General features: G+C 73.1%; 17 protein-coding genes. 5 read left to right on the top strand and 12 right to left on the bottom strand.

Translation table 11 applies throughout. From position 1 onward, the window contains the following. Positions 1-104 precede the first annotated feature (104 nt). From ngcE to acnA, 3 genes are all read right to left on the bottom strand, one after another. Positions 105-1,502 (bottom strand): N-acetylglucosamine/diacetylchitobiose ABC transporter substrate-binding protein, encoded by a 1,398-nt coding sequence (ngcE, locus tag ACFY00_RS34965; protein WP_388037434.1) that lies wholly within the window; start codon positions 1,500-1,502, stop codon positions 105-107. 369 nt (positions 1,503-1,871) lie between these two features. Further along, positions 1,872-3,203 (bottom strand): glycoside hydrolase family 18 protein, encoded by a 1,332-nt coding sequence (locus tag ACFY00_RS34960; protein ID WP_388037432.1) that lies wholly within the window; start codon positions 3,201-3,203, stop codon positions 1,872-1,874. 168 nt (positions 3,204-3,371) lie between these two features. Continuing rightward, a complete protein-coding gene (gene acnA, locus ACFY00_RS34955) occupies positions 3,372-6,089 on the bottom strand; it encodes an aconitate hydratase AcnA (protein ID WP_388037430.1) in 2,718 nt (905 codons plus the stop codon). Between the two features lie 384 nt (positions 6,090-6,473). Between acnA and ACFY00_RS34950 the strand changes: the two genes are divergently transcribed. The 4 genes from ACFY00_RS34950 to ACFY00_RS34935 all read left to right on the top strand — a co-directional run bounded on the left by ACFY00_RS34950 (position 6,474) and on the right by ACFY00_RS34935 (position 9,177). Then, entirely contained in the window at positions 6,474-6,995 is a 522-nt protein-coding gene (locus ACFY00_RS34950) for a SigE family RNA polymerase sigma factor (RefSeq protein WP_388037428.1), read from the top strand. Between the two features lie 73 nt (positions 6,996-7,068). Further along, the gene (locus ACFY00_RS34945) at positions 7,069-7,983 is read left to right on the top strand and encodes a hypothetical protein (protein WP_388037426.1); all 915 of its coding nucleotides are present in this window, start codon (positions 7,069-7,071) and stop codon (positions 7,981-7,983) included. Between the two features lie 65 nt (positions 7,984-8,048). Then, positions 8,049-8,450 (top strand): type II toxin-antitoxin system VapC family toxin, encoded by a 402-nt coding sequence (locus tag ACFY00_RS34940; RefSeq protein WP_388037424.1) that lies wholly within the window; start codon positions 8,049-8,051, stop codon positions 8,448-8,450. 175 nt (positions 8,451-8,625) lie between these two features. Beyond that, a complete protein-coding gene (locus ACFY00_RS34935; protein ID WP_388037422.1) occupies positions 8,626-9,177 on the top strand; it encodes a superoxide dismutase family protein in 552 nt (183 codons plus the stop codon). Between the two features lie 105 nt (positions 9,178-9,282). Here the strand turns inward: ACFY00_RS34935 and argF are convergent, their stop codons facing one another. The 3 genes from argF to ACFY00_RS34920 form a co-directional block, all read right to left on the bottom strand. Further along, a complete protein-coding gene (gene argF / locus ACFY00_RS34930; protein WP_388037420.1) occupies positions 9,283-10,284 on the bottom strand; it encodes an ornithine carbamoyltransferase in 1,002 nt (333 codons plus the stop codon). Positions 10,285-10,464: 180 nt separating this feature from the next. Then, positions 10,465-13,071 (bottom strand): polynucleotide kinase-phosphatase, encoded by a 2,607-nt coding sequence (locus ACFY00_RS34925; protein WP_388037417.1) that lies wholly within the window; start codon positions 13,069-13,071, stop codon positions 10,465-10,467. Next, positions 13,068-14,783, bottom strand: coding sequence for a 3' terminal RNA ribose 2'-O-methyltransferase Hen1 (locus ACFY00_RS34920; RefSeq protein ID WP_388037415.1), 1,716 nt, complete (start codon positions 14,781-14,783; stop codon positions 13,068-13,070). The genes ACFY00_RS34925 and ACFY00_RS34920 overlap by 4 nt, the downstream gene beginning before the upstream one ends. Positions 14,784-14,884: 101 nt before the next feature. Here ACFY00_RS34920 and dapD point away from each other — a divergent pair, with 101 nt between their 5' ends. After that, on the top strand, positions 14,885-15,874 hold the full coding sequence (gene dapD, locus ACFY00_RS34915; protein WP_388037412.1) for a 2,3,4,5-tetrahydropyridine-2,6-dicarboxylate N-succinyltransferase: 990 nt from the start codon (positions 14,885-14,887) through the stop codon (positions 15,872-15,874). Positions 15,875-16,211: 337 nt separating this feature from the next. Here dapD and ACFY00_RS34910 read toward each other — a convergent pair whose 3' ends face one another. The 6 genes from ACFY00_RS34910 to ACFY00_RS34885 all read right to left on the bottom strand — a co-directional run bounded on the left by ACFY00_RS34910 (position 16,212) and on the right by ACFY00_RS34885 (position 20,864). After that, positions 16,212-17,141 (bottom strand): DUF6099 family protein, encoded by a 930-nt coding sequence (locus ACFY00_RS34910; RefSeq protein ID WP_388037409.1) that lies wholly within the window; start codon positions 17,139-17,141, stop codon positions 16,212-16,214. A 202-nt stretch (positions 17,142-17,343) separates the two neighbouring features. Further along, on the bottom strand, positions 17,344-17,715 hold the full coding sequence (locus ACFY00_RS34905; protein WP_388037473.1) for a nucleotide pyrophosphohydrolase: 372 nt from the start codon (positions 17,713-17,715) through the stop codon (positions 17,344-17,346). 53 nt (positions 17,716-17,768) lie between these two features. Then, entirely contained in the window at positions 17,769-19,148 is a 1,380-nt protein-coding gene (locus ACFY00_RS34900) for an AAA family ATPase (RefSeq protein WP_388037406.1), read from the bottom strand. 98 nt (positions 19,149-19,246) lie between these two features. Further along, a complete protein-coding gene (locus ACFY00_RS34895; protein WP_388037403.1) occupies positions 19,247-20,077 on the bottom strand; it encodes a putative RNA methyltransferase in 831 nt (276 codons plus the stop codon). Positions 20,078-20,217: 140 nt separating this feature from the next. After that, positions 20,218-20,631 carry a hypothetical protein gene (locus tag ACFY00_RS34890; protein ID WP_033216979.1) on the bottom strand — a complete coding sequence of 138 codons (414 nt, stop codon included), beginning with the start codon at positions 20,629-20,631 and terminating at the stop codon, positions 20,218-20,220. Beyond that, positions 20,628-20,864: a toxin-antitoxin system HicB family antitoxin gene (locus ACFY00_RS34885; RefSeq protein ID WP_388037400.1), complete on the bottom strand. Its 237-nt coding sequence runs from the start codon at positions 20,862-20,864 to the stop codon at positions 20,628-20,630. Before ACFY00_RS34885 ends, ACFY00_RS34890 begins: the two co-directional genes overlap by 4 nt. Between the last annotated feature and the right edge of the window lie 44 nt (positions 20,865-20,908).

The raw sequence follows: 20,908 nt of genomic DNA, 5'->3' as shown, positions 1-20,908 counted from the left end.
AGCCTGTGGTCAGACAGGCCTGGAACTGCGGTATCGCGTGGAACGGCCGGGGCCCGCGAGCGGGCCCCGGCCTTGCGGTGACAAGCCGTCGGCCTGCTGGTGGGTCAGACCTTCTTGGAGGTGGCGGCCTTGCCGCGGGAGACCCACTCCTCCGGGGTGATGCGCTTGTTGACCAGCTCGTTGGTGGCGTTCTCGACCTCGGCGTCGAACGCGGTCTGCAGGTCCTGGAAGCTGAAGTTGAAGGTGACGTCGCCGGCCGCCTTGACCGCGGCGGCCGAGGACTTGGTGCCCGGCTTGAGCGGGACGTCCGCGTTGACGCCGTCCTTCAGGACGGTGAGCGAGTTCGCGGTGGCCACGAACTTGGAGGAGCCGTCCTTGGTCAGCATCATGCGCAGGAACTCGAGGCCGCCGGCCTTGTTCTTGGCCTTGCTCGGGACCATGAACGGCTCGCCGGCGCCGGCCCACAGGGCGGTGGCGGGCAGCTTGTCGTTCGGCAGCGACGGGACCGGCAGGAAGGCCATGTCGAAGTCGGCCGGGGTGGAGGCCAGCATCTCGTTCTCCAGCCAGGAGCCGGACGGGATGAAGGCGGCCTTGCCCTGGCACCAGGCGGTCTGCGACTCGGTGTGGGTCATGCCGTTGGTGCCGGGAAGGAGGAAGTCGCCCTCCATGATCTTGTAGAACGCCTTGACGCCGGCCAGCACCGCCGGGTCGTCCCAGGCCGCCGTGTCACAGGCGTTGATCTTCTTGACCAGGTCCAGGCCGCCCTGCTTGGCGATCAGGCTGAAGATGATGTAGTTCGCGTAGTAGGGGTACTTGCCCTGGTGCGCGAACGGGGCGATGCCCGCGGCCTTGATGGTGCCGCAGAGGGTGATGAACTCGTCCCAGGTCTTCGGCGCGGTCCAGCCCTTGTCCTTGAAGAGCTTGGCGGAGTACCAGAGGCCGAACACGGTGTAGACGTAGTTCAGCGAGTACATCTTGCCGTCGATGGTGCCCTGCTCGACGGTGCCGGGCAGCAGGACGTCCTTGATCTTCTTGGACGGGTCGTCCAGGTACGGGGCCTCCAGCAGCACCGTCAGGTCGGTCAGCTGACCGGCGCTGACCAGGACGTCCGCCTTCATGGCCTGGGCGCCGGAGTTGTCGAACACGTCCGGCGGGCTGCCCGCGTTGAAGCGCGGCTGCAGCTTGCCGCTGATCTCCTGGGTGCCCAGGTGGGAGACGTTCGCGCCCGCGTAGGCCTTCTTGTAGGCGTCCTCGAAGACCTTGGCGTAGTCGTCGCCGTAGCCGCCCTTGAAGATCACGACGTCCAGCGCGTCGCTGGCCTTCACGCCGAACGGGTTCTTGCTGTCGCCACCGAGCGTCGGGGAGGCGCCCGACTTGTTGTCACTGCTGCCGGAACCACCGGCGCAGGCCGCGAGCAGCGAGGTGCCGCCCGCCGCGAGGACGGTGATCGCGGCCGCCCGCTTGAACAGGTCGCGACGGTTGTACTCAGTTGCAGAGCCCATGAGTGCCCTAACCCCTCAGTTCCAGAAGAAGCGGACCGGAGCCGACGCAGCGTCAACTCCCCTAGCCCGGAAGGTGCCCAGCGGCGAAGGTGCCGGTCAGAGGCGGTGTGATGATGCTGCAAAGGTATAGTCCACTGTTCACTCAGCGGCAATAGTCAGCGGGTCTGATAACAAACCTGACAGTCGAACCGTTGTCGGCGATGCAGCATGTGCAATGTGCAGGGACCCTGCGAATTGCGCGCCCGCACCGGGCCTGGACGGGAATCTAGCGCGTTCGTGCGCGCGAGGACATAGAAATGCGCAGCTTCGCGCAGCACGGTTCGAGCACCGTGCTGCGCGAAGCTGCGCGCGGGACCGCCCGACCCGGGGTCAGCGGTCCTGGAGGCCCTTGTCCAGGGCGGCGACCAGGCTGCCCCGGGCGTCGTCGTTGTCGAGCGACCAGGCCATCACGCCGCCCAGCTCGTTCTCCTCGACGTACCGGGCCTTGCGGGTCAGCAGGTCCGGGGTGTCGTACGTCCAGAACTCGGTGCCGTCGTACTTCCAGGTCGCCCCGTGCGCGCGGTCGGTGAAGACCGTGCCCGGCAGGTCCTTGATCTGGTTGTACGGCAGGTTCCCGCCCCGGGCCAGGCCGGTGGCGGACTGGTACAGGCCGTCCTTCTTCGGGCCGGCCGGCACGCCCGTCCAGCCGTAGCCGTAGAACGGGACGCCCACCACGGCCTTCTTCGCGGGCAGGCCGCGGTCCAGGTAGGTGCGCACCACCCGGTCGACGCTGAGCCGCAGCCCGGAGGCGTCGGCCCGGTCGGTGTAGAGGTTGGCGTCGTGGTTGGTCGGCCCCTGGGCCTCCCACGGGCCGTGCAGGTCGTAGGTCATCAGGTTGAGCCAGTCCACCGACTTGGCGACCTTCTTGACCTCGATCTGGTCGATCTTCGCCTCGCCGGCCGGGACCGCCGCGGTGAGCAGGTAGTGCGGGCCCTTCCTGCCGGACAGCGCGTCCAGTTGGCGGCGGAACTCCTGCATCAGCAGGGTGTAGTTCCTCCCGTCCTCGGGGCGCACCACGTTGCCCCCGTCACCGCCGCCGCCCGGGTACTCCCAGTCGATGTCGATGCCGTCGAACACCCCGGCGCCCGCGCCCGCGCCGCCCTCGGCGGAGCCCAGCTGCGGCAGGTCGCCCTTGAGGTACAGGTCGATGCAGGAGGAGACGAACTTCTTCCGCGACTCGTCGGTGAGCGCCGCGTCCGAGAAGTACTTGGACCAGCTCCAGCCGCCCAGCGAGATCACCGCGCGCAGTTGCGGGTTGGCCGCCTTGAGCTTGCGGATCTGGTTGAAGTTGCCCTTGAGCGCCTGGTCGGCGGTGTCGGCCACGCCGTCCACCGACTCCTCGGCGCCCACCGGGCGCTGGTAGTCGGCCCAGGCGTCGCCCACCCCGGCCGCGTTGGCCTCGAAGCAGGTGCCGTCGGCGGAGACGTTGCCGAAGGCGTAGTTGATCACGGTCAGCTTGCCGGCCTGACCGCTGGTCTGGACGTTCTTGGCGGAGAAGCCGCCGTAGATGCCCCACTGGGTGAAGTAGCCGACCCGCTGGCCCTCCAGCCGGTGGCGGCCGCCGCGGTCGTCGTCCCCGTGGGCCTGGGCGGCCGCCGGGGAGACGAGCAGGGCGCCGAGCGTGGCCGCGACGAGGAGTGCGGCGGAGCTGCGTCTGGTCATTCCGTGAATCTCTCCGATTCAGCGTCAATTGGTATGGACCATGTGCTGTGGAGAGGTTTAGTCCACTCGGCGGTGCCCGCACAAGGGGAACGGCAGGATCCGTGCCGGGGAACGGCGAAGGCCGCACCGCCCCTCGCGGGGCGGTGCGGCCTTCCGGCACTGCTCGGATCAGCCGATCAGGCTGCGCAGCACGTACTGCAGGATGCCGCCGTTGCGGTAGTAGTCCGCCTCGCCGGGGGTGTCGATGCGCACCACCGCGTCGAACTCGACGGTCTCGCCCGCCGCGCCGACCGCCTTGACCTTGACGGTCTTCGGGGTGCGGCCCTCGTTCAGCTCGGTGACACCGGTGATCTCGAAGGTCTCCTGGCCGGTCAGGCCCAGCGACTCGGCGTTCTGGCCGGCCGGGAACTGCAGCGGCAGGACGCCCATGCCGATCAGGTTGGAGCGGTGGATGCGCTCGTAGGACTCGGCGATGACGGCCTTGACGCCGAGCAGCGCGGTGCCCTTGGCCGCCCAGTCGCGGGACGAGCCGGAGCCGTACTCCTTGCCCGCCAGGACCACCAGCGGGATGCCCGCGGCCTGGTAGTTCTGCGAGGCGTCGTAGATGAACGACACCGGGGCGTCGGCCTGGGTGAAGTCGCGGGTGTAGCCGCCCTCGGTGCCCGGCGCGATCTGGTTGCGCAGGCGGATGTTGGCGAAGGTGCCGCGGATCATCACCTCGTGGTTGCCGCGGCGCGAGCCGTACGAGTTGAAGTCGCGCTTCTCCACGCCGTTGGCGGTCAGGTACTGCGCCGCCGGGGTGCCGGGCTTGATGTTGCCGGCCGGGGAGATGTGGTCGGTGGTGACCGAGTCGCCCAGCTTGGCCAGCACGCGGGCGCCGGAGATGTCGGTCACCGGGCTCGGGGTCTTGGCCATGCCCTCGAAGTACGGGGGCTTGCGGACGTAGGTGGACTCGGCGTCCCACTCGAAGGTGTCGCCGGTCGGGACGGGCAGCGACTGCCAGCGGTGGTCGCCCGCGAAGACGTCCGCGTAGTCCTTGGTGAACATGTCCTGGTCGATGGAGCTGGCGACCACCTCGGCCACCTCCTGCTCCGACGGCCAGATGTCGGCGAGGAAGACGTCGTTGCCGTCGGCGTCCTGGCCCAGGGCGTCCTTGGTGATGTCCACGCCCATGTTGCCCGCGATCGCGTAGGCGACCACCAGCGGCGGGGAGGCCAGGTAGTTCATCTTGACGTCCGGGTTGATCCGGCCCTCGAAGTTGCGGTTGCCGGAGAGCACCGAGACGACCGCGAGGTCGTTGTCGTTGACCGCCTTCGACACCTCCTCGGGCAGCGGGCCCGAGTTGCCGATGCAGGTCACGCAGCCGTAGCCGACCAGGTTGAAGCCCAGCTTCTCCATGTACGGGAGCAGGCCGGCCTTCTCGTAGTAGTCCATGACGACCTTGGAGCCGGGCGCCAGGGTGGTCTTGACCCAGGGCTTGACCGACAGGCCCTTCTCCACGGCCTTCTTCGCCAGCAGGGCGGCGCCCAGCATGACGGAGGGGTTGGAGGTGTTGGTGCAGGAGGTGATCGAGGCGATCACGACCGCGCCGTTGTCGATCTCGTAGGACGAGCCGTCGGGGGCGGTGACCAGGGTCGGCCGGTGGATGCCGTTGCTGAACGCCGGGGCGTCGGAGGCGGGGAAGGACTCCTCGCCGGCCTCGTCGACGCCGACGTAGTCGCGCACGGCGGTGCGGAAGCGCTCGGCGGCCTCGGCCAGCACCACGCGGTCCTGCGGGCGCTTCGGGCCGGAGATCGACGGGACGACGGTGGAGACGTCCAGCTCCAGGTACTCGGAGTAGACCGGCTCGACCGACGGGTCGTGCCAGAGGCCCTGCTCCTTGGCGTACGCCTCGACCAGGGCGAGCTGCTGCTCGCTGCGGCCGGTGAGCTTGAGGTAGTTGATGGTCTCGGCGTCGATCGGGAAGATCGCGCAGGTCGAGCCGAACTCCGGCGACATGTTGCCGATGGTGGCGCGGTTCGCCAGCGGGATCGAGGTGACGCCCTCGCCGTAGAACTCGACGAACTTGCCGACCACGCCGTGCTTGCGCAGCATCTCGGTGATGGTGAGCACCAGGTCGGTGGCGGTGGTGCCGGCCGGGAGCTGGCCGTTCAGCTTGAAGCCGACCACGCGCGGGATCAGCATCGAGACCGGCTGGCCGAGCATCGCGGCCTCGGCCTCGATGCCGCCGACGCCCCAGCCCAGCACGCCCAGGCCGTTGACCATCGTGGTGTGCGAGTCGGTGCCGACGCAGGTGTCGGGGTACGCCTGGCCGTTGCGGACCATGACGGTGCGGGCCAGGTGCTCGATGTTGACCTGGTGGACGATGCCGGTGCCGGGCGGGACGACCTTGAACTCGTCGAACGCGGTCTGGCCCCAGCGCAGGAACTGGTAGCGCTCCTTGTTGCGGCCGTACTCGATCTCGACGTTCTGGACGAAGGCGTCCGGGGTGCCGAACTTGTCGGCGATGACGGAGTGGTCGATGACCAGCTCGGCCGGCGCCAGCGGGTTGATCTTGGACGGGTCGCCGCCCAGCTCCTTCACGGCCTCGCGCATGGTGGCCAGGTCGACCACGCAGGGCACGCCGGTGAAGTCCTGCATGATCACGCGCGCCGGGGTGAACTGGATCTCCTCGGACGGCTCGGCCGTCGGGTCCCAGCCGCCGAGGGCGCGGATGTGGTCGGCGGTGATGTTGGCGCCGTCCTCGGTGCGGAGCAGGTTCTCCAGCAGGACCTTGAGGCTGTACGGCAGCCGCTCGGAACCCTCGACGGCGGAGAGCTTGAAGATCTCGTACGACTCGTCGCCCACCTGCAGCGAGCTGCGGGCGTCGAAGCTGTTCGCGGACACGACTGACTCCTTCTTGGTCCACCCGGTGATAAGGTAAGCCTCAGCTAACCTGACTGCCGCCGCTTACCGAGCCGATGATGGAAGGCCTGCGCCTCTCGGCAAGTATCTTGACGTCAAGATAAAGCGTAACGCGGAATGTATCTCGATGTCGAGATAAACCATAGTGCATGGGGTCCGCCCGCACTCCACCGGCTCGCCCCACCGCGGTTCCCCACCAGGGTGCACCTCCCCGCCCCCGGAACACGACCGGGGCGCAACGTACCGGCCGCTCCGCGCGTCTGTTCCTTGACGGGGCCGCGAGGGCCGCGGGTCTCGCGGGGCCGCCGGGTTCCGCGGGGGCGACGGACCGGGACGGCGGACGAGGACGAGGACAGGGGCGCGCGGATGGTGGTGGGACGACGCAGGGGCGCCGAGGAGCGGCGCGAGTTCGAGGAGTTCGCGCACAGCCGGGGCGCCGCGCTGTTCCGCACCGCCCTGCTGCTGTGCGGCGACTGGCACCTCGCCGAGGACCTCACCCAGACCGCCCTCGCCCGGATCTACGCCTCCTGGCACCGGGTCGCGCAGGCCGAGAGCCCCGCCGCGTACGCCCGCACCGTGCTGGTCCGCTGCTACCTCTCGCACCGCAGACTGCGCCGCAGCGCCGAACTGCCGGTGCTCGACGGCCTCCCCGAGCAGGCCGCCCCCGACCACGACCCCGCGCTGCGGGTCGCCCTGCTCGCCGCGCTCGCCGAACTGCCGCCCAAGGACCGGGCCGTGCTCGTGCTGCGCTACTGGGAGGACCGGAGCGTCGACGAGACCGCCGCCGAACTCCAGCTCTCCCCCGGCACCGTCCGGGTCCGCTCCCTGCGGGCCCTGACCAGGCTGCGCCGCCAACTCGCCCCGCACCTGGACAGCCTGGTGCCGTGACGCGCCCCTGCCCGTGACTCGTGCCCGTCCGTGACCGTGACCGTGACGACCGCCAGAAAGCGAGAACCCTCCGATGTCCGAGCAGGAGCTGAGCGACGTCTTCGCGCGGGCGGTCGGCAGCAGCGCGCCCGACCTCGGCCTGCTGGTCGCCGGGGCCACTGCCGAGGGGCGGAGCATCCGGCTGCGGCGGCGGCTCGCGTTCGCCGGGGCGGTCGCCGCCGTCGCCGCGCTGGCCGTGGGCGGCGGGCTGCTGCTGCGCCCCGCCGCGGCCCCGCCCGCGGTGTCGGCCGCCGCCCCGGGCACCGGCCCTGGCGCGGGCCCTGGCGCGGGCGCGACCGCTGGCGGGGGCGGCGGCGGGGTCGCTGGCGGGGGCGCCGCCACCGCCTCGCCGTCCGTCCCGGCCCGGCCGGCGGTGCTCGACCGGCTGCTGCCGTTCGTCCCGCGCGGGCTGGTCCTCAGCGGCTGGGAGGGCACCGACACGGCCTGGGACGGCCCGACGGCCTCCGTCCTGGCCAGGTTCCACCGGGGTCCCGGCGAGGACGCCGGGACGATCGAGGTGCGCATGCAGCGGGTCGACGAGTCCGCGCCGGACCGGGACCGGAACGACGACTGCCGCGAGAACCCGGCCGTCCAGTCCTGCGCCCCCCTCCGCGACGAGGGTGCCGACGGCGTGGTCCTCGCCCTCTCCGACGACCGGGGCCGGACCGTCTACCGGGCGGAGCTGACGGACCAGCGCGGCTTCCGGTTCGTCCTGTCCGCCACCGGGCCGGCGGGCGGCACCCCACCGCTCGACCGGACCGTCATGGGCAAGGTCGCGGTGGACCTGCACCAGCGGCTGTCCGCCGACCGCGACGGGCAGGCGGCCCAGGAACTCGCGAAGAAGCAGGCGGCCGCGGCCGCCACCAGCCCGCCCTCCTCCCCCGACCCCTCCCTCACCACCGTCCCCGGCAGCGGCGCGCCCGCCGCGGCGGGCGGTGCCCGCCCGTAGCGGTACGGGTCCGCACCCGGCACCCCCGGGCCGGGCGGCGGGGGCGGGCGGACTACGGTGGGCGGGTGATCGTGGTGGACGCTTCCGCGCTGGTGCTGTCGCTCTCCGACCGGGGGCCCCGGGGCGATGCCGCCCGGGCCGCTCTGGCCGCCGACCCCGAGTGGGTGGCGCCCGAGCACGTGGTGATCGAGGTGATGCAGTCGCTGCGCGGGCTGTACCTGGCCAAGCAGTTGACCGCCGAGGAGGTCGCCGGACTCACCCTCCGGCTCCCCGGCCTGGCCATCCGCAAGGTGGAGGTCGCCCCGCTGCTCGGTCGGATCTGGGAGCTCAAGGACAACCTGACCCCGGACGACGCCGCCTACGTCGCGGTCGCCGAACTCCACGGCGCCCCGCTGGTCACCGCCGACCTGCGCCTGATGCGCGCCAGCGGGCCGCGCTGCGAGATCCGCGGCATCACGGCGGACTGACCGCCGGTCCGCGTCGGGCGCGCGTCTCCGTTCGCGTCCCCGTTCGCGTCCCGGTTCGAGCCCGGTTCCCGTACGGGTGACTGCGGGTGGCGGTGCGGCACGGCGGCGTGCGCGGCGGGGCGGGGGCGGCCACCGTGTCGGGTGTTGTCCCTGACGGCCCGTCGGAAGGTCCGCGATGCCCCTGTCCCCCGCTGCCGGTGCGCTGTTGGTGCCGCTCGCCCTGCTGCCGATCGGGCCGCCCGGTGCCCTGGGCCGCCCGACGGACGCCCCGGCCGGTCCGGGGGCCGGTCGGGTGGTGGACGCCCGGTTCGACCGGGCGGACGGCTTCGTCCCGGCCCGGGCGGTCACCCACGCGCCCGACCTGGTGCCGTACGGCTCGCAGGTGCGGGTCACGGTCGGGCGGGCGGCCGGGCACACCTCCGTCACGGTGGAGCTGGCCGGGGCGGCCGGGGCGCACGAGTTCCCGGCGCACGTGCACACCGGGCGCTGCGGCGCCGACCCGGCCTCCTCCGGGCCGCACTACCAGCAGGTGGCGGGGTCGGACGCGGCCGACAACGAGGTGCGGATGACGCTGCGCACCGACCCGGACGGGTCCGGCACCGCCTCGGCGACCGTCCCGTGGGAGTTCCGCCCGGACGAGGCGCACTCGCTGGTCCTGCACGCGGGCACCCCCACCGGGCCGCACGCCGCGGCCGACCGGGCGGCCTGCGTGGACGTCGACTTCTGAGGCCGCGGGCTTCCCTCCCGCCACGCGCGAACGCCCGCCGGACCCTGCTGCGTCCGGCGGGCGTCCCCGCGCCCGGGGCCGGGACCGGGGCCGCGCCCGGGGCCGTCAGGACCCGAGGGTCGCCACCATCACGGCCTTGATGGTGTGCAGGCGGTTCTCGGCCTGGTCGAAGACCACGGAGTGCGCGGACTCGAACAGCTCGTCGGTGCACTCCAGTTCCGACATGCCGGTGAGCTCGAACATCTGCCGCCCGACCTCGGTGCCGAGGTCGTGGAACGCGGGCAGGCAGTGCAGGAACTTGACCGCCGGGTTGCCGGTGGCGCGCACCGTGTCCATCGAGACCTGGTACGGCTTGAGCAGCGCGATCCGCTCGGCCCAGACCTCCTTGGGCTCGCCCATCGACACCCAGACGTCGGTGTAGAGGAAGTCCGCCCCGACCACGCCGGCCGCCACGTCCTCGGTGAGGGTGATCCGGGCGCCGCTGGCCTCGGCCAGCGAGTCGGCCGCCTTGCGGACCTCCTCGCTGGGCCAGAGCGAGGCCGGGGCGACGATCCGGATGTCCATGCCCAGCAGCGCGCCGGTGACCAGCAGCGAGTTGCCCATGTTGAAGCGGGCGTCGCCGAGGTAGACCAGGGTGGTCTCGTTCAGCGGCTTGGCGGAGTGCTCCTGGACGGTGAGCACGTCGGCGAGCATCTGGGTGGGGTGCCACTCGTCGGTCAGGCCGTTCCAGACCGGGACGCCCGCGTGCGCGGCCAGCTCCTCGACGACCTCCTGCCCGTCGCCGCGGTACTCGATCCCGTCGAACATCCGGCCCAGCACCCGGGCGGTGTCCTTGATCGACTCCTTGTGCCCCATCTGCGACCCGGCCGGGTCCAGGTAGGTGGTGGAGGCGCCCTGGTCGTGGGCGGCCACCTCGAAGGCGCAGCGGGTGCGGGTGGAGGTCTTGGCGAAGATCAGCGCGATGTTCTTGCCGCGCAGCCGGGGCTGCTCGGTGCCCGCGTACTTGGCGGCCTTCAGCTGGGCCGCCAGGTCGACCAGGTGACGGAACTCCTGGGGAGTGAAGTCGAGCTCCTTGAGGAAGTGCCTGTTCCGGAGGTTGAACGCCATACCGGTCTCCTGGGTCGGTCAACGGACTGAAGTGGGAAGTGTATACGAGGATTCGAATATTCATGCAACACTTCGATGGCCGTCCCCGGGCCGCGCCCCGGCCGCGCCCCGGCCGTGGCGCTCGGGGAGCGAGCCGCAGCCGGGGCCGGGGCCTGGATCAGGAGCGGGGTCAGAACCGGGTCAGAGCCGGGGGTCGACCGGTTCGGACTCCAGGGCCAGCACCGCGAACACCGCCTCGTGCACCCGCCACAGCGGCTCACCGGCCGCCAGCCGGTCCAGCGACTCCAGGCCGAGCGCGTACTCCCGCAGGGCGAGCGAGCGCTTGTGGCCGAGCGAGCGCTGGCGCAGCCGGTCCAGGTGCCGGGTGTAGTCCGGCCCGTAGATGATCCGCAGGTACTCGCGGCCGCGGACCTTCATCCCCGGCTGGACCAGCCGACCGGAGCCGTCCCGGTGCAGCGGATCGACCGGCTTGACCACCACGCCCTCGCCGCCCGCCGCGGTCAGCTCCTCCCACCAGGCGACGGCGGCGGCGATCGAGGAGTCGTCCGCGGTGTCGACCAGCAGCCGCCCGGTGCGGTGCAGCACCGGCGCGGTGCCCTCCGTCCCCGCGGCGAGCAGCCGGTCGGCGTCCACCAGCCGGTCGATCAGGGCGAGGTGCTCGGTGTGCGGGCGCAGCGCCAGGTTGGCGCCCTCGGCGGCGAGCAGCTGGAACGGGGCCAGCCGGACGCCGTCGAGGCCCTCGGTCGGCCAGCAGTAGCGCCGGTACGCCTCGGTGAAGGCCCGGGCATCGGCGGCGTGCCCCTGCTGGCGGTCGGTCAGCTCCGCCACGTCCAGCCCGCGGTCGGCGGCCCGGGCGAGGGCGTCGAGCGCGGCGGGCAGGGCGGCCCCGGCGGCCGCGCCGACGGCGGCGTACTGGCGGCGCAGCAGCTCGACCGCCTTGAGCGACCAGGGCATCAGCTCGGCGTCCAGCAGCAGCCAGCCGGTGTCGAGTTCGTCGAACAGGCCGGTGTGCTCGGCGGCGGCGCGGAGCCGGTCGAGGAGCGCGTCGGTGAGTCCCTGGTCGGACAGGAAGGCGCGGCCGGTCCTGGTCCAGATCGCGCCGGGGCCGGGCAGGCCGAAGCGCTTCTCCAGGGCGGCCCCGTCCCGGGCGACCAGGACGACGGCCCGGGAACCCATGTGCTTCTCCTCGCAGACCACCTGGCGCACGCCGTCCTGCCGGTAGGCGAGGAGCGCCTCCTCGGGGTGCTCCAGCAGACCCTCGCGCCGGGAGGTCGGCGAGGGGGCCATGGTCGGCGGCAGGTAGCCGAGCAGCCGCGGGTCGAGCGCGAAGCGGCTCATCACCTCCAGCGCGGCGGCGGCGTTCTCCTCCCGGACGGCGACGTTGCCCAGGTGCGCGGTCTCCACCACCCGGCGGCCGACCACGTCGGCGAGGTCGAGCGGGCGGCCCTCGCGGCCGCCGGGCGCGTCGGTGCGCATCGGGCGGACCGGCGCGTACCACTCCTGCTCGGCCGGGACGGTGACGACCTCCCGCTCCGGGTAGCGCAGCGCGGTGAGGCTGCCGCCGAACACGACGCCGGTGTCCAGGCAGATGGTGTTGTTGAGGAAGCTCGCCACCGGCACCGGGGTGTGGCCGTAGACCACCAGGGCGCGGCCGCGGTACTCCTCGGCCCACGGGTAGCGCACCGGCAGGCCGTACTCGTCGGTCTCGCCGGTGGTGTCGCCGTACAGCGCGTGGGAGCGGACCCGGCCGGAGGCGCGGCCGTGGAACTTCTCCGGCAGACCGGCGTGGCAGACCACCAGCGCGCCGCCGTCCAGCAGGTAGTGGCTGACCAGGCCGCGGATGAACTCCCGCACCCGGGCCCGGAACTCCTCACTCTCCGCGGACAGTTGGTCGATCGTCTCCTGCAGGCCGTGCGAGACGGTGACCGTGCGGCCGTCCATCCAGCGGCCCAGCTTGTTCTCGTGGTTGCCGGGGACGCAGAGGGCGTGACCGGCCTCGACCATGCCCATCACCAGGCGCAGCACGCCCGGGCTGTCCGGGCCGCGGTCGACCAGGTCGCCGACGAAGACCGCGGTGCGGCCCTCGGGGTGCGCGGCGTCGACGGCGCGGCCCTGCTCGTCGCGGGTGATCGCGTAGCCGAGCCGGCCGAGCAGGGTCTCCAGCTCGGAGCGGCAGCCGTGGACGTCGCCGACGACGTCGAACGGGCCGGTCAGGTGCCGCAGGTCGTTGTACCGCTTCTCCGGGACGATCTCGGCGTGCTCGACCTCCTCGACCCCGCGCAGCACGTGCACCTTGCGGAAGCCCTCGCGCTCCAGCCCGCGCAGCGAACGGCGTAGGTCCCGCTGGTGGCGGGGGATCACGTGGGCGGGCAGCTGCCGGTCGGCCCTGGCCCGGTTGCGCTCGGCGCACACCTCGGCCGGGACGTCCAGCACGATGGCGATCGGCAGCACGTGGTGCTCCCGGGCGATCGCGACCAGGGCCCGGCGGGCGTGGTCCTGGACGTTGGTGGCGTCGACCACGGTGCGCCGGCCCGCCGCGAGCCGCTTACCGACGATGTAGTGCAGCAGGTCGAAGGCGTCGCCGGAGGCGGACTGGTCGTTCTCGTCGTCGGCGACCAGGCCGCGGCAGAAGTCGGAGGAGACCACCTCGGTCGGCTTGAAGTGCTTGCGCGCGAACGTGGACTTGCCGGAACCGGTGCTGCCGATCAGCACCACCAGCGAGACGTCGGTGACGGGCAGTCGGCGGCCCGCCCGGGCAGGGGTCGGCTCCGGGGTTTCGGTGGTCATCGGTGGGCGCTCCCTTCCGGGGCGAGGTCGTTCGACGGGGCGTCGGTGGCGGTGGCGGTACTGGTGGTGGCCGTGGCCGTACTGGTGGCGGTGGCGGTGGCTGCGGTCGGGTCGGGTTCGGCGAGGCGGAAGTGGGCGAGCTGGGTGGGCGCGCCGACCTCGGGGTCGACCGGGCCGACCGGCTCCAGCTCGACGCCGTAGCCGTAGGCGGCGGCGACCCGCTCCGCCCAGGCCGCGAACTCGGCCCGGCTCCACTCGAAGCGGTGGTCGTCGTGGCGCATCCGCCCGGCGGGCAGGGTCTCCCAGCGGACGTTGTACTCGGCGTTCGGGGTGGTGACCACGACCGCCGCGGGCCGGGCCGCGCCGAACACCGCGTACTCGAGCGCGGGCAGCCGGGGCAGGTCGAGGTGCTCGACCACCTCGCACAGCACCGCCGCGTCGTAGCCCTTCAGCCGGGCGTCGGTGTACGTCAGGGCGCCCTGGACCAGCTTGACCCGGCGGGCCAGGCGCTCCGGCATCCGGTCCAGGTGGAGCCGACGGGCGGCGATCGTCAGCGCCCGCGAGGACACGTCCACCCCGAGCACCTCGGTGACCCGCGGCTCCTTGAGCAGCGCGCCGACCAACTCGCCCTGCCCGCAGCCCAGGTCGAGCACCCGGGCCGCGCCCGTCCGGGCCAGCGCCGCCAGGATCGCCGTCCGCCGCTGCGCGGCGAGCGACTCACCCCGCTCGGTGGCCGCGGTCGGACCGGCCGCACCGGACGGAGCGGTGAGCGGGTCGGCCGGGTCAGCCGGGTCAGCCGGGTCGGCCGGGTCGATGGCGGTCACCTCCACTGCTCCTGCGGTGTCTGCGGTTACTGCGGCACCCGAAGCCTCCGGGACGTCCGCGCCCTCCGGAGCGTCCGGGACGGCGTTGTCGATCTCCTCGGCCTCGCGGTCGTCGGCCTCGGCCAGCCGGGCCAGGGCGAGGCGTTCCATCGCGAGCTTGGTCAGCGACCAGCGGCGGGCCAGGTAGCGACGGGTGATCAGGGCCCGTTCGGGGTGGTCGGCGAGCCAGCCGTGACCGGCCGCGAGCAGCTTGTCGACCTCGTCGGGGGCGACCCAGTAGTGCTTGGCCCCGTCGAGGACGGGCAGCAGCACGTAGAGGTGCTGCAGCGCGTCGGCGAGCCGCAGGGTGCCGGTCAGTTCGAGCCGCACGTACCGGGAGTCGCCCCACTCGGGGAAGGACTCGTCCAGCGGGACGGGCCGCGCGTCGACCTGCCAGCCCAGCGGTGCGAACAGCCGCTCCACCAGCCCGGGGCCGCCGGCACCGGCCACCGGGACGGCGGGCAGCGAAATCCGCAGCGGCAGCGCGCGGCCGGGCAGCTCGGGCCGGTGCACGCACTCGCCCTTCATCGCGGACCGGTAGACCGTGCGCAGCGCCACCGCGAGCAGCGAGGAGGCGGCGTACGGGCGGTCGTTGACGTACTGGGCGAGCGCGAGGTCGGGGGAGCCGGACCGGCCCTTGCCGCGGCCCTGGCGGAGCAGCGCCGCGGAATCGACCTCCAGCAGCAGCGCGGCCGTGCAGGACCACTCACCGGACTCGGGGTAGAAGACGTGCGCGGTGCCGTGCGCGGTGGCGAACCGCTGCACCCGGTCGGGGTGCTTGTGCAGTAGGAAGCCCAGGTCGGAGGCGGGGTTCTCGGCGGTGCCGGTAGTGGAGATCGATACGAACACCCGGCCGAGTATGTCCCGCGGGCCCGTCCGGGGGCACCAGGTTTTGTCCGTCCGGTGAGCGTGTTGGTCAGCCCTCGGCCCGATTGGTTACGGTGCGGGGTGTGACTGCTGAAACCTCCACCCCCGCAAGCGGCGCGGTGGCCGCCGGCCTGGCGACCATCGCGGCCGACGGCACCGTCCTCGACACCTGGTTCCCGGCGCCCGAGCTGGCCGCCGCCCCGGGCCCGTCCGGCACCGTCCGGCTGAGCGCCGAGGAGGCCGAGCTGGCGCTCGGCCCCGGCGCGGCCGAGGCGCTCCGCACCGACGCCCGCCGCGGCGTCGAGGTGGTGGCGGTGCGCACCGTGATCTCCTCGCTGGACGAGAAGCCGCTGGACGCGCACGACGTCTACCTGCGCCTGCACCTGCTCTCCGCCCGTCTGGTGAAGCCGCACGGCCAGAACCTGGACGGCATCTTCGGCCTGCTGGCGAACGTCGCCTGGACCTCGATCGGCCCGACCCCGGTCGCCAACGTGGAGCGGGCCCGGCTGGCGGTGCGCGCCGAGGGCGGGCAGCTCGCCCTGTACGGCATCGACAAGTTCCCGCGAATGACCGACTACGTGGCGCCGTCCGGCGTCCGGATCGCCCACGCCGACCGGGTGCGCCTGGGCGCGCACCTGGCCGAGGGCACCACCGTGATGCACGAGGGCTTCGTCAACTTCAACGCGGGCACCCTGGGCACCTCGATGGTCGAGGGCCGGATCAGCGCGGGCGTGGTGGTCGGCGACCACAGCGACATCGGCGGCGGCGCCTCGATCATGGGCACCCTGTCCGGTGGCGGCAAGCAGGTCGTCTCGGTGGGCGAGCGCTGCCTGCTGGGCGCCAACGCGGGCATCGGCATCTCGCTGGGCAACGACTGCGTGGTCGAGGCGGGTCTGTACGTCACCGCCGGCACCCGGGTCACCGCCCCGGACGGCTCGGTGGCCAAGGCCGTGGAGCTGTCCGGCCAGGACAACCTGCTGTTCCGCCGCAACTCGCAGTCCGGTGCGGTCGAGGTGATCGCCCGCTCCGGCTCGTGGGGCGGTCTGAACGCGGACCTGCACTCGCACAACTGACCTCCTGTCAGGTGGTGTCCGTCCGACGGCCGGTGTCTGCTCTCCAGCAGCCCGGCCGTCCGGCTGTCGTACCGCTGTCGTCCGGCTGCTGCCGCACGGCCCCGGCGGCCCCGGCGACCTCAGCGGCCCCGGTGACCCCGATGGACCCGGTGGACCCGGTGGCCTCCGACGGTCCGGCCCCGGTAGCGGTCCGGGGCCGTAGCCGAGCGGGGGCGGCCCCCGCAAACTCGGCTCACTCCTGCGGCTGACCGGACCCGCCGGTTGGACCTCAACGGGTGGTCCGGGGTGACCGCGCGCGGCGGGGGCTCGTTGGACCGGCGGCGCCGACCCTGGCGCTTCACACCGCACCACCGAGCTGAAGGGGCCCCCTCATGTCCGAGCCCTGGACCGAGCCGCCCACCGCGGACACTGCCGCGGGCGGCGCGTCCGCCACTCCGAAGTCGCTGTTGGAGCAGATGCAGGAGCTGATCGCCTCGATCAACACCGACCTGGCCGGATTCGACTCCGACCTGCGCTCCTCGACCGCCCGCGGTGGGCAGGACTCCCCGGCGGACGACTCGCCTCGCGCCTGAGCGCCGCGCACCGCCGGGACCGGCGGACCCAGCGGGATCACGAGCCTCGTCTCCTCCCGCCGGGCCGCGCCCGGAGCCCCCGCCCCGACCGCCGCTCCCAGCTCCCCGGCCTCGCCCTCCCCCGACCCGTCCCACGGCCCGCCCGGCCCGCCGCCCGAACCGTCCCGCGGTTCCTCGCCCGGCCCGTCGTCCGGGGCCCGCGCGCCCGTCAGCCTCCGTTGCTCGCGCAGGAGCTGGGCCACCAGGTCGCGGCATTCGGAGCCCGCGTCCAGCCCGTCGATGCAGCTCCAGTACAGGCTCTCGGTGTCCGCCCCGCAGGCGAGCACCACCAGGCTCTCGTTGGCGTCCCCCAGCAGCAGGGCGAGCTCGGCCAGCACCGGCTCCAGCTCGCCGAGCGCGCCGAACCGCTCGACCAGTGTCGGCCCGGTCCACTCCGGATAGACGCCGACCGGGCCGCCGGGCAGGTCGTCCAGGCCCGGTTCGGGCGGTTGGCGCAGGCAGCTCGCGGTGTGCGCGCCGGCCTCGCAGAGCAGTTGCCCGAGGGTGGCGATCGCCTCCTCCTCGTGGTCGGCGATCCGGGCCCCGACCGCTTCGGTGAGCAGCCCGGACTGCCAGGCCTCGTGCAGGATGTCGCCGGTCGTCCGGGCCTCGGCCAGGGCGTGCCGGACGGTCTTGATCAGTCGCAGCGCCTCCACGGTGCGCTCCCCTCGCTCACCGCCGCCGTCCTTCGGCGGTCGGTCACGGGGATCAGCGTGCCGCCGGGCGCCGGGCGCTCCCAGCGGGTTCGGCCGGCCTGTGGACAACCCGGCCCTGTGGACAACCGGGGTCCCCCGCAGGGGGGAATTCCGGATGATTTCCCCCGCCACTGGGAACCCGCTCAGGGCACCGGGAACCCGCTCAGGGTGCCGGGAACCTGCTCTCGTTGCGCTCGATCTTCTCCGCCAGCGCCCGCAGCGGGTCCACCTCCAGCACGGTGCACAGTTGCAGCAGGTAGGCCAGCACGTCGGCGACCTCGTCACGGACCCGGTGCGCCGAGTCCGCGTCCGACATCACGTCCGCGGCCTGCTCGGGCGTCAACCACTGGAACACCTCCAGCAGTTCACCCGCCTCGACGGTCAGCGCCGAGGCCAGGTTCTTCGGGGTGTGGAACTGCTGCCAGTGCCGGACGGCCGCGAACTCGGCCAGCCGCCGCTGCAGTTCGGGCACCGTCAGCCCGGCCTCGGGCAGGTCCGCCCGATCCGCGCTGCCTGCCCGATCCGCCCCGCCCAGCCGATCCGCCCGGTCCGCCCGGTCCGCCACGGTCGCGGGTTCCTCTTCGTCGCTCATTCCCCCAGGTCTACCACCGCGCCCTCGCCGCGCGCCGCCCCCTGCACCGGCACCCGGGCGGCGGGGTCGGTGCGGCGCAGCAGGCTGTGCCCGGTGGCCGGATCGCGTCGGCACTCGACGAGTTCGACGCCGTCCGGGCCCAGCGCCGGGCCGGGCTCCTGGAGGGTGGCGAGCAGCCGGATGTCGCCCTTGCCGGTGACCTCGCGGGCCAGGGCCAGCAGGGCGGCGACCTGGTCGCTCGCCAGGCCCGCGCCGAGGTCCTCGGCGAGCAGGACCAACTGCCGGTGGGCGTCCGGCACTTCGATGGCTGGGTCGACGTCGAGGACGGCGGCGCCGGTGAGCAGGACGGCGGCGAAGGCGAGCAGGCGCAGCATGCCGTCGGCGGCCTGGTCGGCGCCGGTGCGGCCGAGCACGCCCTCGTCGAAGACGGCGAGCAGGCGCTGCCGGTCGCCGTCGCCGCGGCGGGCGACGCCGAGGCCGAGCAACGGGTGCGGGGCGGCGGCCTGGACGGCGCGCAGCAGGCGGGCCCAGCGTCGCGGGCACTCGTGCGCCAGCCGGTCGAGGACGGCGGAGACGTTGGCGGCGGTGCCGAGCAGCCTGGCCTGCGGTTCGGGTCGGTTCCAGCCGCGCATCGCGGCGGGCACGGGGTGCAGCGCGAACACCTCGCGCAGCGCGGTGAGCACCTGTTCGGCGGCGGCCAGCACCTTGCGTTCGCCGTTGGAGGATCCGGCGACCCGCAAGGGGAGTTGGGCGGTGATCAGGCTGCCGCTGGGCAGCGGGGCGCGGATGTCGCCCTGCCGGGAGTCGTTGTGCCAGGTGACGTTGACCCGGCCGCGGGTGAGGTCCTGTTCGCCGGTCTCCATCAGGGTGCGGTCGTCCAGGGTGAGCGATTCCCGGGCGATCCGGACGCGTCCGTCGGTGCGGACCACGACTTCGAGCCGGATCGTCCCGACACCGGAGCGTACGGTGCAGCCGAGGATGATCGCGTTGCGCCCGTGCGGGACGCAGCCGTTCAGGCCGCCGCGCACCGGGGCGGCGAGCGGGCCGCGCGGGCCGCCGAGGCCGTCCAGCGAGGGCCGGATCTCCTCGCCGAGGGCGAGCCGGGAGAGCACGGTCAGGGCGTCCAGCGCGTTGGACTTGCCCGCCCCGGACGGCCCGTGCAGCACGGTCAGCGGCGACATCGACAGGGTGGCCCGCCGGTAGGACTTGAAGGAGGTCAGCCGCAGTTCCTCGACGGTGGGCCGCTTCACCGTCGGGACGGGTGCCTGCCGCACCTCGCGGACGGACACGGGCCGTTCGTCGCGGACGGACACGGGCCGCACCTCGCGGGCGGCGGCCGCCGCCGGGGGCGGGGCCAAGGGGGCTTCGCTGGTCACCCGGAGCACTCTAGGTGCGCCCTGAGCTGCAGAAACGTCTCTCCTGACGCCCTTTCACCCCTTCGAGTCCCAACCGACCCGGACGGCCGGACGGGGCGTCACTCGTACGCGGTGACCAGCACCGAACCGGTGACCTCCACCGGTTCGGGCAGCGCCGCCAGCGCGGCGGCCAGCGCGGCCCGGTCGGTGTGCCAGGCGCTCGGTCCCATGCCGACCACGGCGGCGGCGTCCGTCCGCGACAGCCGCAGCGCGAACTCCACCTCGGTGCGCCCGACCGGGGTGAACCACGGGCCGAGCTTCTGCTCGATCCGCCGGTCCTTGTCCTCGTCGACCGACAGCAGGCCCAGCGCGCCGACCAGTTCGCGCAGGTGCCGGGAGGTCGGGGCGGCCACCAGCAGCCGTCCGCCGGGGCGCAGCACCCGCCGCATCTCGGGGCCGTTGCGCGGCGCGAACACGTTCAGCAGCACGTCCGCGGCGGCGTCCCGCAGCGGGAGCGGGCGCCAGGCGTCGCAGACCACGGCGCCGATCCGCGGGTGCGCCTTCGCGGCGCGGCGCAGCGCGTACTTGGACAGGTCGAGGGCCGCGCCCGCCGCGTCCGGCCGGGTCTCCAGCACCCGGGCCAGGTAGTGGCCGGTGCCCGCGCCGAGGTCCGCGACCAGTCCGCTGTCGGCCGGGGTCGCGGCGGCGGCCGCGGCCAACGCCCGTTCCAGCGGGGCGTAGTGGCCGGCCGCCAGGAAGTCGCTGCGGGCCGCGACCATGTCGGCGGTGTCGGCGGTGCCCGCCCTGGCGTCCCCCGCGAGCAGGCTCACGTAGCCCTGCCGGGCCTGGTCGAAGCCGTGCCCGTCGGCGCAGCGCAGGGTGCGGCCGTCCAGCGCCAGCGGGCGGGCGCAGTGCGGGCAGACCAGGTAGGGCTCGATGTCCTGCAGCAACTCGCTCGCATCCTCGGCGCAGATCGTTCGGTGCCCCGCGGGCCGACGGGGGCCGTCAGGGGCCGGGGGAACGTCGAGGGTATCCCGCCCGCGGGCGCCTCGTCGCTCTCCCGGCCCCTGACGCCGCCCGCGGCGGCGGCTCACTCCTCGCCGTCGTCGCCGACCTCTTCCTCCTCCGACTCGTCGACCACCCACATCGCCAGCCGCTCCGCCACGCCGGTGATGCCGAGCTTGCCCTCCCGGATCGCCCGGGCCAGGCTGCGCACCTCGCGCGCCGTGGTCGCCACCCGGCAGCCGCTGGCCACCAGGTACGCGTAGGCCACGGCGGTGGCGAACAGCTCGTTGTTGCGCTCCAGCGCGGGCACCCGGATCAGCTGGTGCATCAGCGCCGCCGCCCGGTCCTGCGGTTCGGGGTAGACCGCGATGTCGAAGATCTCGGCCTGGTGCCTGGTGATCGCCGCGAGCAGCGACCCGTAGTCGGTGACCTGCGGGTCACCGGGCGTGTACTGCTCGGCGGTCATGAGCAGCCACGAGAGGTCGACCTCAAGTTTCAACGGCGCGCCTCCTGGAGCTCACCGGGCGACCCGAACTCGGCGAGGAACACCGCCTCGTGCTCCTTCATGAACTGCGCCGCGGCGTCCACGAAGTTGCGTCCGGCCTCACCCATGTCCTGCTGCACCAGTCGTTCGATGTACTGGTTCATGCTGATCCCCTGCTGCTCGGCCCGCTCACGGGCCATCTCGGCGGTGGTCGCGTCCACCCTGACGTTCAGCTGCTTCTTGGCCATCCTTCAACGCTAGCGCCAAGGTGCTAGCACAACAAGGGCGCAAA

This window comes from Kitasatospora sp. NPDC001540 (genome assembly GCF_042894345.1).
Classification (GTDB): domain Bacteria; phylum Actinomycetota; class Actinomycetes; order Streptomycetales; family Streptomycetaceae; genus Kitasatospora; species Kitasatospora phosalacinea_C.
This window is presented reverse-complemented; position numbering and strand designations above follow the sequence as displayed.

Excerpts from the sequence above, each read along its gene's own strand:
- ngcE (WP_388037434.1), bottom strand. The coding sequence starts at position 1,502 with ATGGGCTCTGCAACTGAGTACAACCGTCGCGACCTGTTCAAGCGGGCG.
- ACFY00_RS34960 (WP_388037432.1), bottom strand. The coding sequence starts at position 3,203 with ATGACCAGACGCAGCTCCGCCGCACTCCTCGTCGCGGCCACGCTCGGC.
- ACFY00_RS34950 (WP_388037428.1), top strand. The coding sequence starts at position 6,474 with ATGGTGGTGGGACGACGCAGGGGCGCCGAGGAGCGGCGCGAGTTCGAG.
- ACFY00_RS34945 (WP_388037426.1), top strand. The coding sequence starts at position 7,069 with ATGTCCGAGCAGGAGCTGAGCGACGTCTTCGCGCGGGCGGTCGGCAGC.
- ACFY00_RS34935 (WP_388037422.1), top strand. The coding sequence starts at position 8,626 with ATGCCCCTGTCCCCCGCTGCCGGTGCGCTGTTGGTGCCGCTCGCCCTG.
- argF (WP_388037420.1), bottom strand. The coding sequence starts at position 10,284 with ATGGCGTTCAACCTCCGGAACAGGCACTTCCTCAAGGAGCTCGACTTC.
- ACFY00_RS34925 (WP_388037417.1), bottom strand. The coding sequence starts at position 13,071 with ATGACCACCGAAACCCCGGAGCCGACCCCTGCCCGGGCGGGCCGCCGA.
- ACFY00_RS34885 (WP_388037400.1), bottom strand. The coding sequence starts at position 20,864 with ATGGCCAAGAAGCAGCTGAACGTCAGGGTGGACGCGACCACCGCCGAG.